At 41.6% G+C, this 13467-nt stretch carries 14 protein-coding genes and 2 riboswitches; all 14 genes read left to right on the top strand.

What is annotated here, in order from left to right; all coding sequences use genetic code 11:
- The first annotated feature begins 160 nt into the window (after window positions 1–160).
- Window positions 161–499 carry an SCP2 sterol-binding domain-containing protein gene (locus AC0VZ9_RS23860; protein WP_217026113.1) on the top strand — a complete coding sequence of 113 codons (339 nt, stop codon included), beginning with the start codon at window positions 161–163 and terminating at the stop codon, window positions 497–499.
- A gap of 51 nt (window positions 500–550) precedes the next feature.
- A riboswitch (SAM riboswitch) is annotated at window positions 551–652 on the top strand.
- A gap of 152 nt (window positions 653–804) precedes the next feature.
- A complete protein-coding gene (locus tag AC0VZ9_RS23855; RefSeq protein ID WP_071156673.1) occupies window positions 805–2121 on the top strand; it encodes an O-acetylhomoserine aminocarboxypropyltransferase/cysteine synthase family protein in 1317 nt (438 codons plus the stop codon).
- A gap of 139 nt (window positions 2122–2260) precedes the next feature.
- Window positions 2261–2364, top strand: a riboswitch (SAM riboswitch).
- Between the two features lie 153 nt (window positions 2365–2517).
- On the top strand, window positions 2518–3543 hold the full coding sequence (locus AC0VZ9_RS23850; protein WP_009331737.1) for a methionine ABC transporter ATP-binding protein: 1026 nt from the start codon (window positions 2518–2520) through the stop codon (window positions 3541–3543).
- The gene (locus AC0VZ9_RS23845; protein ID WP_009331736.1) at window positions 3536–4204 is read left to right on the top strand and encodes a methionine ABC transporter permease; all 669 of its coding nucleotides are present in this window, start codon (window positions 3536–3538) and stop codon (window positions 4202–4204) included. The genes AC0VZ9_RS23850 and AC0VZ9_RS23845 overlap by 8 nt, the downstream gene beginning before the upstream one ends.
- A gap of 12 nt (window positions 4205–4216) precedes the next feature.
- Window positions 4217–5062, top strand: coding sequence for a MetQ/NlpA family ABC transporter substrate-binding protein (locus tag AC0VZ9_RS23840; RefSeq protein WP_217026114.1), 846 nt, complete (start codon window positions 4217–4219; stop codon window positions 5060–5062).
- 220 nt (window positions 5063–5282) lie between these two features.
- A complete protein-coding gene (locus AC0VZ9_RS23835; RefSeq protein WP_009331734.1) occupies window positions 5283–5654 on the top strand; it encodes a carboxymuconolactone decarboxylase family protein in 372 nt (123 codons plus the stop codon).
- A 290-nt stretch (window positions 5655–5944) separates the two neighbouring features.
- Complete coding sequence (locus AC0VZ9_RS23830; protein WP_009331733.1) at window positions 5945–6097, top strand: YuzK family famiily protein; 153 nt, start codon at window positions 5945–5947, stop codon at window positions 6095–6097.
- A gap of 335 nt (window positions 6098–6432) precedes the next feature.
- The gene (gene sufC / locus AC0VZ9_RS23825) at window positions 6433–7218 is read left to right on the top strand and encodes a Fe-S cluster assembly ATPase SufC (protein ID WP_009331732.1); all 786 of its coding nucleotides are present in this window, start codon (window positions 6433–6435) and stop codon (window positions 7216–7218) included.
- A gap of 17 nt (window positions 7219–7235) precedes the next feature.
- Window positions 7236–8546, top strand: coding sequence for a Fe-S cluster assembly protein SufD (gene sufD, locus AC0VZ9_RS23820; RefSeq protein WP_019382727.1), 1311 nt, complete (start codon window positions 7236–7238; stop codon window positions 8544–8546).
- Window positions 8546–9775, top strand: coding sequence for a cysteine desulfurase (locus tag AC0VZ9_RS23815; RefSeq protein ID WP_019382726.1), 1230 nt, complete (start codon window positions 8546–8548; stop codon window positions 9773–9775). The genes sufD and AC0VZ9_RS23815 overlap by 1 nt, the downstream gene beginning before the upstream one ends.
- Entirely contained in the window at window positions 9765–10214 is a 450-nt protein-coding gene (gene sufU / locus AC0VZ9_RS23810) for a Fe-S cluster assembly sulfur transfer protein SufU (RefSeq protein WP_009331729.1), read from the top strand. The genes AC0VZ9_RS23815 and sufU overlap by 11 nt, the downstream gene beginning before the upstream one ends.
- 108 nt (window positions 10215–10322) lie before the next feature.
- Window positions 10323–11720, top strand: a complete 1398-nt coding sequence (gene sufB, locus AC0VZ9_RS23805; RefSeq protein ID WP_009331728.1) for a Fe-S cluster assembly protein SufB — start codon at window positions 10323–10325, stop codon at window positions 11718–11720.
- 197 nt (window positions 11721–11917) lie between these two features.
- A complete protein-coding gene (locus tag AC0VZ9_RS23800; protein ID WP_009331727.1) occupies window positions 11918–12763 on the top strand; it encodes a DUF72 domain-containing protein in 846 nt (281 codons plus the stop codon).
- 77 nt (window positions 12764–12840) lie between these two features.
- Window positions 12841–13143: a YunC family protein gene (locus tag AC0VZ9_RS23795; RefSeq protein ID WP_009331726.1), complete on the top strand. Its 303-nt coding sequence runs from the start codon at window positions 12841–12843 to the stop codon at window positions 13141–13143.
- Window positions 13144–13467: the final 324 nt, after the last annotated feature.

The raw sequence follows: 13467 nt of genomic DNA, 5'->3' as shown, positions 1-13467 counted from the left end.
ACAGGTATTGTCTTTCTGGTTCTTCCAGAATTAATAAATTTGAAATGCGAGAACTGTCTGGCTCCAGCGATCTTCTGATTTTGTCGAAAGAAAATTAAAGGATTGAAGCCATTTATTACTGAATATTAAAGATGATAAACCCATTAAAAGAGGTGAGGCTGTGAAGGATTTACCTGATGTATTTATCCGGGAATTAAAGTCTAAAGGTCATCTTGGATACTTTTTAAGAAAATCAAATTTCTCTTTGCTTATTAAGGCGGGAAATATAAGCATTCCTCTGGAAATTATGAATGGGGAAATCCGGAAGGCCAGTCACACCAGTAATTTTGATGTGGAGGTCTCGGGCTCTGAAGAAGCTGTGCTGTCATTGATTTCAGGCGAGTTAAAGTTAAGGGATGCTATTTTCCAAAATAAAATAAAGATGGAAACCACCTTCAGAAAAAAATTGCTCCTCGAATCCTTTTTCTGTTTAGGGAAAATTTCATATCACAATACTTGACCATTTTTTAAATAGTATGATAATATCGTTTTAATATCAATTAACTGAATATTCTTATCAAGAGAGGCGGAGGGACTGGCCCAGCGAAGCCCGGCAACCGGTAAAGTACACGGTGCTAAATCCAGCAGAGCGGGATGCTCTGGAAGATAAGAAGAGACGATAAAGCCCTCTTCTTATGAAGAGGGTTTTTTCATAATATCAGACTTTTTTCTTTGAAATTTGATAACTGTCTAGCTCCAGGCACCTTGCATTTTTCTTAGTTCTTCGATAAGAAATACTAAAATTTTTATAGAGGAGAGAAAGCAATGACTGATAAACAAAAAAATTACCGTTTTGAAACAATTGGAGTGCATGGGGGACTGAAGCCAGACCCTGTAACTGGCGCAAGGGCGGTACCGATTTACCAGAACAATGCTTACCAGTTCAAGAATACAGATCACGCTGCAGATCTCTTTGCTCTTAAAGAGCCAGGATATATTTATAGCAGGATACATAATCCGACTGTAAGTGTATTTGAGGAAAGAGTGGCCTTGCTTGAAGGAGGAGTTGGTGCCCTGGCTCTTGCAAGCGGACAATCTGCCATTACGCTTGCCATTTTAAACATAGCTGAAGCAGGGGATGAAATTATTGCTGCGTCCAATTTATATGGCGGTACTTATAATTTGTTTGCAGTCACACTTCCCAAGTATGGAATTAAAGTGAAACTGGTTGATCCAAAAGAGCCGGAAAATTTCCGTAACGCGATTACAGATAAAACAAAGGCCATCTTTGCCGAAACGATAGGGAACCCAAGCTTAAAAATCCTGGATATTGAAAAGGTAGCAGCAATTGCACACGAGAATGGTGTGCCGCTGATTGTCGATAACACTTTTGCTACACCTTATCTATGCAGGCCGATCGAACATGGGGCTGACATTGTTATACACTCTGCGACTAAATGGCTGCTCGGCAATGGAACAACAATGGGAGGAATTATTGTAGACGGAGGAAAATTTGACTGGAATTCCCATAAGTTCCCGGGCTTTACAGAGCCAGATCCCAGCTACCATGATATTGTCTATAGCGAAGCAATTGGCGAGGCGGCTTATATTATCAAAGCACGCGTACAGCTTTTAAGAGACTTAGGGCCTGCTATGAGTGCGCAAAGTGCATTTCAATTCACATTGGGGCTTGAAACTTTGCATGTACGGATGAAAGAGCATGTTGCCAATACGAAAAAAGTAGTGGAGTATCTAGAGGCGCATCCAGCTGTTAATTGGGTCCTGTATCCTGGAAATGAAAGCCATCCGGATAAAAAATTGGCGGATAAGTACTTGCCGAAAGGAGCAGGAGCTGTGGCTGTGTTTGGAATTGCTGGCGGAAGAGAAGCAGGTGCCAAGCTAATAAACAGCCTGAAGCTTTGGGCACATGTGGCAAATGTCGGGGATGCAAAGAGCCTGATTATCCACCCTGCAAGTACAACTCACCAGCAGCTGGATGAAGAAGGTTTAAAAGCTGCGGGAGTGCCGGAGGATCTAATTCGAATTTCTATCGGAATCGAGAATGCGGAAGATTTGATTGAAGATCTGGAACAGGCGATCGAAGCAGCTGCAGGCATTACATCACTTTCTGCAAAAGCATAAAGGAAAATTTACCATTCATTTTTTTCCGAAAGTTTAAAATTTCTTCGTTGACACCTTTTTGATGGCTATGATACGATAGCAAACGTAATTAATAAACTGCTTAATTTATTAAAATATTAATTGAATATAAATCGTTACGCTCTTATCAAGAGAGGTGGAGGGAAGTGCCCTATGAAGCCCGGCAACCGTCAATTATTTGAAATGGTGCCAATTCACTCAAAGCATAGCTTTGACAGATGAGAGAAAGGACTTAATTTTTAATGCCTTTCTGCTCATGTGCAGAAAGGCATTTTTGCTTTTAGCGCATGAAAGCCTATAAGGAGTAAAAAATAGGGGAATATAAGCAGTCTAATAATTATAATCTGTATCTTTCGATTAAAGAGGTGACAATTCACGTTGATTTCTATAAAAGATGTACAGAAGATTTTCTCTTCAAAAAAAGGCCAGGTAAAAGCTGTTGACAATGTAAACCTGGAAGTAAAGGAAGGAGAAATCTTCGGAGTTATCGGATATAGCGGTGCAGGTAAAAGTACCTTGATCCGCATGCTGAATGGGCTGGAGCTTCCTACCCATGGCAGTGTGACAGTTGCAGGAAATGAGGTTTCAAAGATAAAGGGAAGCAAGCTAAGAAAAGCGCGTCAGGAAATAAGCATGATCTTCCAGCATTTCAACCTATTATGGTCGAGAACGGTAAGAGAGAATATCGCTTTTCCGCTTGAAATTGCTGGTGTTTCCCGGCAGGAAAGGCTGAAAAGGGTAGACGAGCTCATTAAACTCGTTGGCCTTGAAGGAAGAGAAGATGCCTATCCTTCCCAGCTCAGCGGCGGTCAAAAACAAAGGGTTGGAATTGCTAGAGCCCTTGCCAACAATCCAAAAGTACTGCTTTGTGATGAGGCGACATCTGCACTTGATCCGCAGACTACAGATTCCATTTTGGAGCTGCTTGTTGACATCAATGAGCGTCTGGGCTTAACGATTGTCCTAATTACTCATGAAATGCACGTTATCCGTAAAATCTGCCATCGGGTTGCAGTCATGGAAGGCGGCCGAATTGTTGAAATCGGGCCTGTATTGGATGTATTTAGGAATCCAAAAGCTGTGATTACAAAGCGGTTTGTACAGCAGGTGACAGAGCCTGAAGAAACTAAGGAAACGATTGATCATCTGGTCGATTTGTATCCAAAAGGAAAAGTAGTGCAATTAGGGTTTGTCGGCGAATCAGCTGAACAGCCGTTGATTACAAACCTGATCCGTAATTTCCAGGTAACCGTAAATATCCTTCAAGGAAAGATTTCCCAGACACAGAATGGTTCTTACGGTACTTTATTCATCCATGTTGATGGAGAAGCAGAGGAAGTTGCAAAAGCCATCGAATTTATTCATTCTCAGCAGGTTGGCGTGGAGGTGATTTCCAATGCTTAACGAATGGTTTCCAAATGTGAAATGGGATTCCATGTGGGAAGCTACAATGGAAACCCTATATATGACAGCTATTTCTGTTCTCGCAACTTTTATTTTAGGTGCAATTCTGGGATTGCTGCTCTTCCTGACTTCCAAGGGTAACATTTGGGAAAACGCAGCAATTAATAAAGTTATTTCCGCTTTCGTCAATATATTCCGCTCAATTCCGTTTATTATTCTGATCGTGTTATTGATTCCATTTACCAAGTTTCTTCTTGGAACAATGATCGGGGAAGATGCAGCACTGCCTGCATTAATTATTGGTGCCGCCCCGTTTTATGCCCGTATGGTGGAAATAGGCTTGAGGGAAATAGATAAAGGTGTAATTGAAGCGGCCAAGTCTATGGGGGCAAAAACAAGCACGATTATCTGGAAGGTTCTGCTTCCGGAATCAATGCCCGCCCTTGTTTCGGGAATTACCGTTACAGCCATCGCGCTTGTTGGCTACACGGCCATGGCCGGTGTCATCGGTGCTGGCGGACTTGGAAACCTTGCTTACCTGGAAGGATTCCAGAGGAGCCGCAGTGATGTGACGCTTATGGCGACTGTCATTATTCTAATCATCGTATTTATCATCCAGTTTATTGGAGATATCATAACAACTAAATTAGACAAACGTTAAGGAGAGATTCATATGAAAAAATGGTTATCAATTGCTCTTGCACTTGCAGTAGCACTTGTTCTTGCAGCTTGCGGAACGTCAGAAGAAGACGGCAATGCCGGTGAAGGCGGAGAAAGTAAAGAAAGCACTAAAATTACAGTAGGGGCTTCCAACGTCCCACACGCTGAAATCCTTGAAGAGGCAAAGCCATTACTTGAAGAAAAAGGCTTTGAACTTGATGTTGTACCATTCCAGGATTATGTATTGCCAAACCAGGCTCTTGAGTCTAAGGAGCTGGATGCAAACTATTTCCAGCACATTCCTTACCTTGAGTCACAGAAAGCTGAACATGGATATGATTTTACAAATGCAGGCGGAATTCATATCGAGCCAATCGGAGTATATTCTCAAAAATATAAGAGCCTTGACGAACTTCCTGAGGGTGCATCAATCATCATGAGCAACTCAGTAGCAGACCATGGCCGTATACTTTCCATGCTTGAAGCAGAGGGACTTATTACTTTAAATGAAGATGTAGAAAAAACCGAAGCAACTCTGGAAGATATTAAAGACAATCCTAAAAAGTTAAAGTTTGATACTGAATATGAAGCTTCACTTCTTCCTCAAATCTACAATAATGAAGAAGGGGATGCAGTCCTGATCAACTCCAATTATGCAATTGATGCCGGTTTGAATCCTCTTAAGGATTCAATTGCAATTGAAGACAAAGATTCCCCATACGTAAATGTAATTGCTGTCCGCTCAGGCGATGAAGAAAAAGAAGGAATTAAAGCTCTTGTAGAAGTCCTTCGTTCTAAAGAAATTCAGGATTTCATTCTTGAAAAATATGAAGGTGCCGTTGTACCGGTATCTGAGTAAGAGTTAAAAAGGCAGGCGTCTATGCGCCTGTTTTTTTATAGTATAGGTATAATTTTTGAACGTCGATAACAGTCCAGTTCTAGCGCCTGCCTCCTCGAAGGTCGGGAGTGGGCAGGGCGCTTCCGCTTTAATTGCCATATCTCAGGCCTGCTTCCCGTATAGATTGAATAGTAATCAAACATACTAACCTTGAAACTATTTCGAAATGGAGTGGAGCCGAATGGAACATTATCATGAACCTTCAAACTCGATAGAAGCAGCCCTTCATGACTATAAAGTTGGATTGGGTGTTTTCACTGAAAAAATGCCTGATTTAGCACAGCATTATAATGCTTTTACAGAAGCCTGTTTTAAGGAAGGGGTTTTATCCCAAAAGGAGAAGCAGCTGATTGCACTTGGAATCAGCTTATATTCTCAGGATGAATATTGCATTATTTATCATACGAAAGGATGCATCGATCAAGGTGCGTCAGAAGAAGAAATTCTAGAGGCAGTAGGAGTTACTGCAGCTTTTGGCGGCGGTGCCGCAATGAGCCAGGCGGTTACGCTTGTCCAGGAGGCTATGACAGAATTAAATCAGCAAAATCATTAATAATCAGCTCCTGCTCAATAGCAGGAGTTTTATTATTTCCATGATAATTTCAGAAAATTATTGAAACAACCATTAATCCAGAGGATATGGCCAGTATTTTAAGAATGCGCATTATGAAAGCGCCTCATGGGTTCTCGTTCCTTATTTTGCTAAAAAAATCAGGTTTTTTCCGCTTTGTGCGGGGTATATGGTGAGTGTTAAGATTTTAGATGTAAAACTAAATGCGAAAGCATAAAAACCGAAAGGATTGATTCATTATCAGTCAGTTACAGCTGAACTACACGAGTGAAATGGAAAAAGCTATGCAAGCTGCCCATGGAGTTGGATATGAAGTGTACAGCCGGAAACATGATATTCGAATGGAAGTTGAAAAAAAACGCGAAGAAGATTATCTTCAAAGTCAGCGCTTAGTTGCAGATCTTGAAAGAAAAATTCATTCCTAGGTTAATGGTATATATAATAATGAAGAAAATAGAAACCAGTGCCAATTATGCACTGGTTTTCTTTTTTGCAATACATGAAATTACAGTCCCGGGAAAAAATAGATAGGACATGCCAGGTTCCCGGTTATTTTCACTTTGATGCCATTAAGTTAATATGATAAAATCTATATTTACAGGCTTTCTAAACATTTTTGTTTGAAAAGTTTGTTAATGGTCTTAAAGAGTTGCTATGACATTTGATTTGTTATAAGATTGTAATGAGAATAAAATGAGAATAGAGATTTGCGGCTGCAGGCCGATTTACAAATCTTCTTTTATTGACGGAGGTATATATTATGGCAGGATCAGTACTTACAATTAAAGACCTTCATGTTGCTATTGAGGGAAAAGAAATATTAAAAGGTGTAAACCTTGAAATCAAAGGCGGAGAAATTCACGCCATTATGGGGCCGAACGGTACAGGTAAATCAACTCTATCTTCTGCAATCATGGGCCATCCTAAATATGAAGTTACACAGGGAAGCATCACATTAGATGGTGAAGATGTTCTTGAAATGGAAGTTGACGAACGCGCACGAGCGGGCCTATTCCTTGCAATGCAATATCCAAGTGAAATCAGCGGTGTAACAAATGCCGATTTTTTACGTTCTGCAATTAACAGCCGCCTTGAGGAAGGCAATGAAATTTCTCTTATGAAATTCATCCGCAAAATGGACAGCAAGATGGAATTTCTTGAAATGGATCTTGATATGGCTCAGCGTTATTTAAATGAAGGCTTCTCAGGCGGTGAAAAGAAGCGCAATGAAATTCTTCAATTAATGATGATTGAGCCTAAAATTGCGATCCTTGACGAAATTGATTCCGGTTTGGATATCGATGCATTGAAGGTTGTTTCTAAAGGAATCAATGAAATGCGCGGCGAAGAGTTTGGCTGCTTAATCATCACACACTACCAGCGCCTTCTAAACTACATCACTCCTGACCATGTTCACGTGATGATGCAGGGACGCGTTGTAAAATCTGGCGGTCCAGAGCTTGCACAGCGCTTAGAAGCTGAAGGGTATGACTGGATTAAAAAAGAACTGGGCATTGAAGACGAAACAGTTGGGCAAGAAGCGTAAGCGTTAGGGGGATCACTATGACAACGGAAATAAAATTACCATTTGATAAGGAATATGTTAGTTCCTTTTCAAAAGATATGGGCGAGCCGGCATGGCTGACAGAACTCCGTCTAAATGCGCTTGCAAACGCGGAAAACCTGCCAATGCCAAAGCCTGATAAAACCAAGATAGATAAATGGAACTTTACACAGTTTGAAAAGCACATCGTTGGAAGCGAAGATTTTTCTTCATTAAACGACCTTCCTGAGGATGTCAGAAATCTGATTGACACTGAAGCCGGCGATCAGAACCTATACATTCAGCGTAATAATAGACCAACCTATTTGGCTGTTTCTAAAGAGTTGCAGGAAAAAGGTGTTATTTTCACAGATATCTTTACGGCGGCAAGAGAACATGGCGACCTGCTTCAGAAGTATTTTATGAAGGACGGCGTCAAAACGGATGAACACCGTTTAACTGCATTGCACGCGGCACTTTTTAACGGCGGAGCGTTCTTATATATTCCGAAAAACGTGGAAGTTTCGGCGCCTATTCAGGCTGTATATATTCATGATGATAAAGAAGCCAACTTATTCAACCACGTATTGGTTGCAGCTGATGATAACAGCTCTGTGACGTATGTAGAAAACTATGTTTCTACAGTTGAGGAAGCAAGCGGCATATTCAATATAGTTACAGAAGTAATTGCCAATGCAAATGCAAGAGTTCAGTATGGTGCTGTTGACACACTTGCTAAAGGAACAACAGCTTATGTGAACCGCCGTGGTGTTGCAGGACGTGATGCCCGCATTGAATGGGCTCTTGGCCTCATGAATGATGGCAATACAGTATCTGAAAACACAACCAACCTTATTGGAGACGGGTCTTTCGGAGACACAAAAACAGTTGTTGTAGGTCGCGGGGAACAGACTCAAAACTTTACAACGAAGGTTGTTCATTTCGGAAAGAATTCTGAAGGATACATCTTAAAGCATGGTGTTATGAAAGACTCTGCATCATCCATCTTTAATGGAATCGGCAAAATTGAGCATGGAGCTTCTAAGTCAAATGCTGAGCAGGAATCACGCGTACTTATGCTAAGCGAAAAAGCGCGCGGCGATGCAAACCCTATCCTATTAATTGATGAAGATGATGTAACAGCAGGACACGCAGCTTCAGTTGGCCGTGTGGATCCATTGCAGCTTTACTATCTAATGAGCCGCGGTATCTCGCAAAAAGAGGCAGAGCGTCTTGTTATTCACGGCTTCTTAGCGCCAGTTGTGAATGCTCTTCCTATCGAAGGGGTTAAAAAGCAGCTGACAGCCGTTATTGAAAGGAAAGTAAAATAATGAATGCCCGTGAGATTCGGCAAATGTTTCCCATTCTGGACCAGGAAGTCAATGGAAAGCCTCTTGTTTATTTGGACAGTTCCGCTACTTCCCAAAAACCTGTTCCGGTGATTGAAGCGCTTGACAAATACTACCGGGAATACAACTCGAATGTTCATAGAGGAGTCCATACCCTGGGTACTAGAGCGACTGATGGCTATGAAGGCGCCCGGGAAAAGGTGCGTAAATTCATTAACGCTAAATCGACTGAGGAAGTTATTTTTACAAGAGGAACAACAACTGCACTCAATACTGTAGCAGCAAGCTATGGGCGTGACAACCTGAACGAAGGCGATGAGATTGTTATCTCTTATATGGAGCATCACAGCAATATCATTCCCTGGCAGCAGGTAGCAAAACAAACGGGTGCCACCTTAAAATACCTTCCTCTTCAGGAAGATGGAACAATATCTCTTGATGATGTTAGGGAAACTGTGACAAGCAATACGAAAATTGTGTCTATCATGCAAGTATCGAATGTACTTGGTGTGATAAATCCAATCAAGGATATTGCGAAAATTGCCCATGAAAATGGAGCAATCATGGTTGTAGATGGTGCACAAAGTGCTCCACATTTGAAAGTTGATGTTCAGGACCTGGATTGTGATTTCCTTGCTTTTTCCGGCCATAAGATGTGCGGCCCTACAGGCATTGGTGTTCTGTATGGAAAGAAAAAGCATCTTGAAAAAATGGAGCCGATTGAGTTTGGCGGTGAAATGATTGACTTTGTAGGCCTTTATGAATCAACTTGGAAGGAGCTTCCCTGGAAATTCGAAGGCGGTACGCCAATTATTGCAGGTGCGATTGGATTAGGAGCAGCCATTGATTTCCTGGAGCAGATCGGCCTGAATGAAATTGAAGCCTATGAGCATAAACTGGCTGCATATGCCTTGGAAAAAATGTCTGCTATAGACGGAATGACCATATATGGTCCAAAAGAAGCGTCAAAGCGCGCCGGAGTAATTACTTTTAATATAAATGATGTCCATCCTCATGATGTGGCTACTGTATTGGATGCAGAAGGAATTGCAGTCCGGGCCGGCCACCATTGTGCACAGCCGCTGATGAAGTGGCTCAAGGTGTCGGCAACTGCACGTGCAAGCTTCTATCTGTACAATACGGAAGAAGATATTGATAAGCTTGTTTCAGGACTTGTCAAAACAAAGGAGTATTTCAGCGATGTCTTCTAAAAATTTAGATACCCTTTACCGCCAGGTTATAATGGATCATTATAAAAACCCTCGTAATAAAGGGGTACTTGAAGATGACAGCCTGACGATCAATATGAATAACCCTACTTGCGGAGACCGGATTCAATTGACGCTGAAGCTTGAAGATGGCAAAGTGGCAGATGCGAAGTTTGAAGGCGAAGGATGTTCCATTTCCATGTCCTCGGCTTCCATGATGACTCAAGCCATCAAGGGCAAAAATATTGAAGAAGCATTAAAGCTTTCCAAAGTTTTCTCAGACATGATGCTGGGAAAAGAATATGATGAAGACGACCTGGATCTTGGCGATATCGAAGCTCTCCAGGGAGTTTCCCAATTCCCTGCCAGAATCAAATGCGCTACATTGGCATGGAAAGCAATGGAAAAAGGCGTTAGCACGGAGAAAGAAGAACAGGAATAAATCAATCAAACGTTTGATTAAAAATTTTTTCATCTGCCTTGTGTGCTAAAATATAATGAAATGATGGGGTGTGAAGACCCTTTCTCATACGAATGGAGGAATACGACGATGGCAAAAAAAATGCCTGAGATCGGCGATTACAAGTATGGTTTTGCCGATAAAGACGTTTCCATTTTCCGATCAAAACGCGGTTTGACAAAAGAAATTGTTGAAGAGATTTCAAAATTGAAGGAAGAGCCACAATGGATGCTTGACTTCCGTTTAAAATCATTGGAGCATTTCTATAACATGCCTATGCCGCAATGGGGCGGAGATTTAGCGTCATTAAACTTTGATGAAATTACGTATTATGTAAAGCCTTCTGAAAAAACTGAACGCTCTTGGGATGAGGTTCCAGACGAAATTAAACAGACATTTGATAAATTGGGTATTCCTGAAGCAGAGCAGAAGTATCTTGCAGGTGTTTCTGCCCAGTATGAATCAGAGGTTGTTTACCATAACATGCAGGAAGACCTTGAAGCGAAAGGAATTGTGTTCAAAGATACCGATTCCGCTCTTCGCGAAAATGAAGATATTTTCCGTGAGCATTGGGCAAAGGTTATCCCTCCAACAGATAACAAATTCGCTGCATTAAACTCAGCGGTTTGGTCTGGCGGATCGTTCATTTATGTTCCTAAAGGGATTAAGGTTGATACGCCGCTGCAGGCATATTTCCGCATTAACTCTGAGAACATGGGGCAGTTTGAGCGTACATTAATCATTGTTGATGAAGGCGCACATGTACACTATGTAGAGGGCTGTACAGCACCTGTTTACACAACTAACTCACTTCACAGTGCGGTTGTTGAAATCATCATTAAAAAAGACGCATACTGCCGTTATACAACCATCCAGAACTGGGCGAACAACGTATTTAACCTGGTTACGAAGCGTGCTGTTTGTGAATCAAACGCAACAATGGAATGGATTGACGGAAACATCGGTTCAAAACTGACAATGAAATATCCGGCAGTTATTCTTAAAGGGGAAGGTGCACGCGGCATGACCCTTTCCATTGCATTAGCAGGTAAGGGACAGCACCAGGATGCAGGTGCGAAAATGATCCACCTTGCACCAAACACTTCTTCGACGATTGTATCGAAATCGATTTCCAAGCAGGGCGGTAAAGTAACTTACCGCGGAATCGTTCACTTCGGCCGCAAAGCGGAAGGTGCACGTGCCAACATCGAGTGTGATACTTTAATCATGGATAACCAGTCAACTTCAGATACGATTCCTTACAATGAAATCCTGAACGACAACATCTCTCTTGAGCATGAAGCGAAGGTTTCAAAAGTATCAGAAGAACAGTTATTCTATCTAATGAGCCGTGGAATTTCAGAGGAAGAAGCAACAGAAATGATCGTAATGGGCTTCATCGAGCCATTTACGAAAGAACTTCCAATGGAATACGCAGTAGAGATGAACCGCCTGATTAAATTCGAAATGGAAGGTTCTATCGGTTAATAGATATTTTATGAAAACCCGTTTACCGGCCATGGTAAGCGGGTTTTTTAATGGTAAGAGGCTGAGAAGGGCAGAAACTGTTTAAATTTTGGAAAATTAATGATTTAATTGCTAAAGTGAAGATATAACCCTTTGTGAAAAACGGTTTTAAATTATTATTCTTAAAATACTTATGGCAAAAAAACGGAGGTGTTTTAATGATTATTATAGGCGTAACAGGGTGGGGCGACCATGATAGCCTTTATACAGGCAATATATCGCCGAGAGATAAATTAAAGGAGTACGCCGGCCATTTTCCAACTGTCGAGGTGGACTCTGCTTTTTATGCGGTGCAGCCAAAGCGCAACTCTTCCAAATGGGTAAAAGACACACCTGAATCTTTTCAATTCATAGTAAAAGCGTACCAGGGCATGACCGGCCATCAGAGAGGCGAAATCCCCTTTGAAAGCAAAGAAGAAATGTTTGCAGCTTTCAAGGACTCATTAGAGCCTTATATCCAATCCGGCAAGCTGGCTATGGTGCTGTTTCAATTTCCGCCATGGTTTGACTGCAAAAAAGCCAATGTCGACTATCTTCGCTGGTGCAAAGGGCAGATGGGGGATATCCCTTGTGCCCTGGAATTCAGACATCAATCCTGGTTTCGACCGGAGTTAAAGGAAAGTACATTAAGATTTATGAGAGAAGAAGGCTGGATTCACAGCATCTGTGACGAGCCGCAAGCAGGTGAGGGTTCTGTTCCAACTGTCCTGGAATCAACCAGTCCTGATAAGGTGCTTGTTCGGTTTCATGGCCGGAATTTTCATGGCTGGCAGAAAAAGAATGGAGATAACTGGCGAGAGGTCCGATATCTTTACCGCTATAACGAAAAAGAACTGGCTGAATGGGCAGAACATCTAAAACAACTTGAGAAAAATTGTAAAAATGTATTCGTCGTCTTCAATAACAACTCTGGCGGTGACGCTGCAGACAATGCTAAACAAATGATCGGACTTCTTGATATCGAATACCAGCAGCTCGCTCCCAGACAGCTTGATTTATTTTAAGCGATGCCAGGCACTTTCACCCTTTTCCTTGTCCTCACATATTGTGTTAATGGAAAAGGAAAGGAGTGGCGGCAAGTATGATTGATTTAAAACCGATTGATATAGATGGCCATACTTTTTTGAGTGTATCGGTGCAATTGCCGAAGACCAATCTGCTGGTGGTAACGAATGATAAAGGGTATATCATGTGCGGCGCCCTTGATGTAGCTTTGCTGAATGAGAAGCTTAAGGACCGCAAAGTAATTGCCGGCAGGGCGGTCGGCGTAAAAACCATAGAGCAGCTGTTAAATGCCCCCCTTGAATCTGTCACATTTGAGGCAGAGGAACTGGGCATTGTTAAAGGGACGATAGGAAAAGAAGCACTTCTTAAAATGATCTAAAGGCATGCCTTGACAGGGCTGTCTTTTTTATTGGATCTATATTAAGAGCTTACTTCGGACATAAATTTTTTTAATACGGGTTATCCGCACATAAAGTATTTTATCCGAACATAAAAAACGGTTATCGGCACATAAATTTTTTTATCCGCATGTAAAAATTGGCTATCCGCACACAAAAAACATAAATTGAAGAAAAAATCTCCCTGGAATGAAGGCGAGCACCCTATGTTATCCTTAAAAATCAACTTTCATAAAAAATTAGAGAGCATCGGCCAATGCCGGAATTTTGTCGTATAATGTAAATAAAACCAAATTATACCCGAA

The sequence above is a fragment of the Cytobacillus sp. QJM3NY_8 genome, from assembly GCF_056173585.1.
This window is presented reverse-complemented; position numbering and strand designations above follow the sequence as displayed.

Bases quoted from the DNA above. Each gene is read 5' to 3' on its own strand.
- AC0VZ9_RS23855 (WP_071156673.1), top strand. From the start codon at position 805: ATGACTGATAAACAAAAAAATTACCGTTTTGAAACAATTGGAGTGCAT.
- AC0VZ9_RS23845 (WP_009331736.1), top strand. From the start codon at position 3,536: ATGCTTAACGAATGGTTTCCAAATGTGAAATGGGATTCCATGTGGGAA.
- AC0VZ9_RS23840 (WP_217026114.1), top strand. From the start codon at position 4,217: ATGAAAAAATGGTTATCAATTGCTCTTGCACTTGCAGTAGCACTTGTT.
- AC0VZ9_RS23835 (WP_009331734.1), top strand. From the start codon at position 5,283: ATGGAACATTATCATGAACCTTCAAACTCGATAGAAGCAGCCCTTCAT.
- AC0VZ9_RS23830 (WP_009331733.1), top strand. From the start codon at position 5,945: ATGGAAAAAGCTATGCAAGCTGCCCATGGAGTTGGATATGAAGTGTAC.
- sufC (WP_009331732.1), top strand. From the start codon at position 6,433: ATGGCAGGATCAGTACTTACAATTAAAGACCTTCATGTTGCTATTGAG.
- sufD (WP_019382727.1), top strand. From the start codon at position 7,236: ATGACAACGGAAATAAAATTACCATTTGATAAGGAATATGTTAGTTCC.
- AC0VZ9_RS23815 (WP_019382726.1), top strand. From the start codon at position 8,546: ATGAATGCCCGTGAGATTCGGCAAATGTTTCCCATTCTGGACCAGGAA.
- sufU (WP_009331729.1), top strand. From the start codon at position 9,765: ATGTCTTCTAAAAATTTAGATACCCTTTACCGCCAGGTTATAATGGAT.
- sufB (WP_009331728.1), top strand. From the start codon at position 10,323: ATGGCAAAAAAAATGCCTGAGATCGGCGATTACAAGTATGGTTTTGCC.
- AC0VZ9_RS23800 (WP_009331727.1), top strand. From the start codon at position 11,918: ATGATTATTATAGGCGTAACAGGGTGGGGCGACCATGATAGCCTTTAT.
- AC0VZ9_RS23795 (WP_009331726.1), top strand. From the start codon at position 12,841: ATGATTGATTTAAAACCGATTGATATAGATGGCCATACTTTTTTGAGT.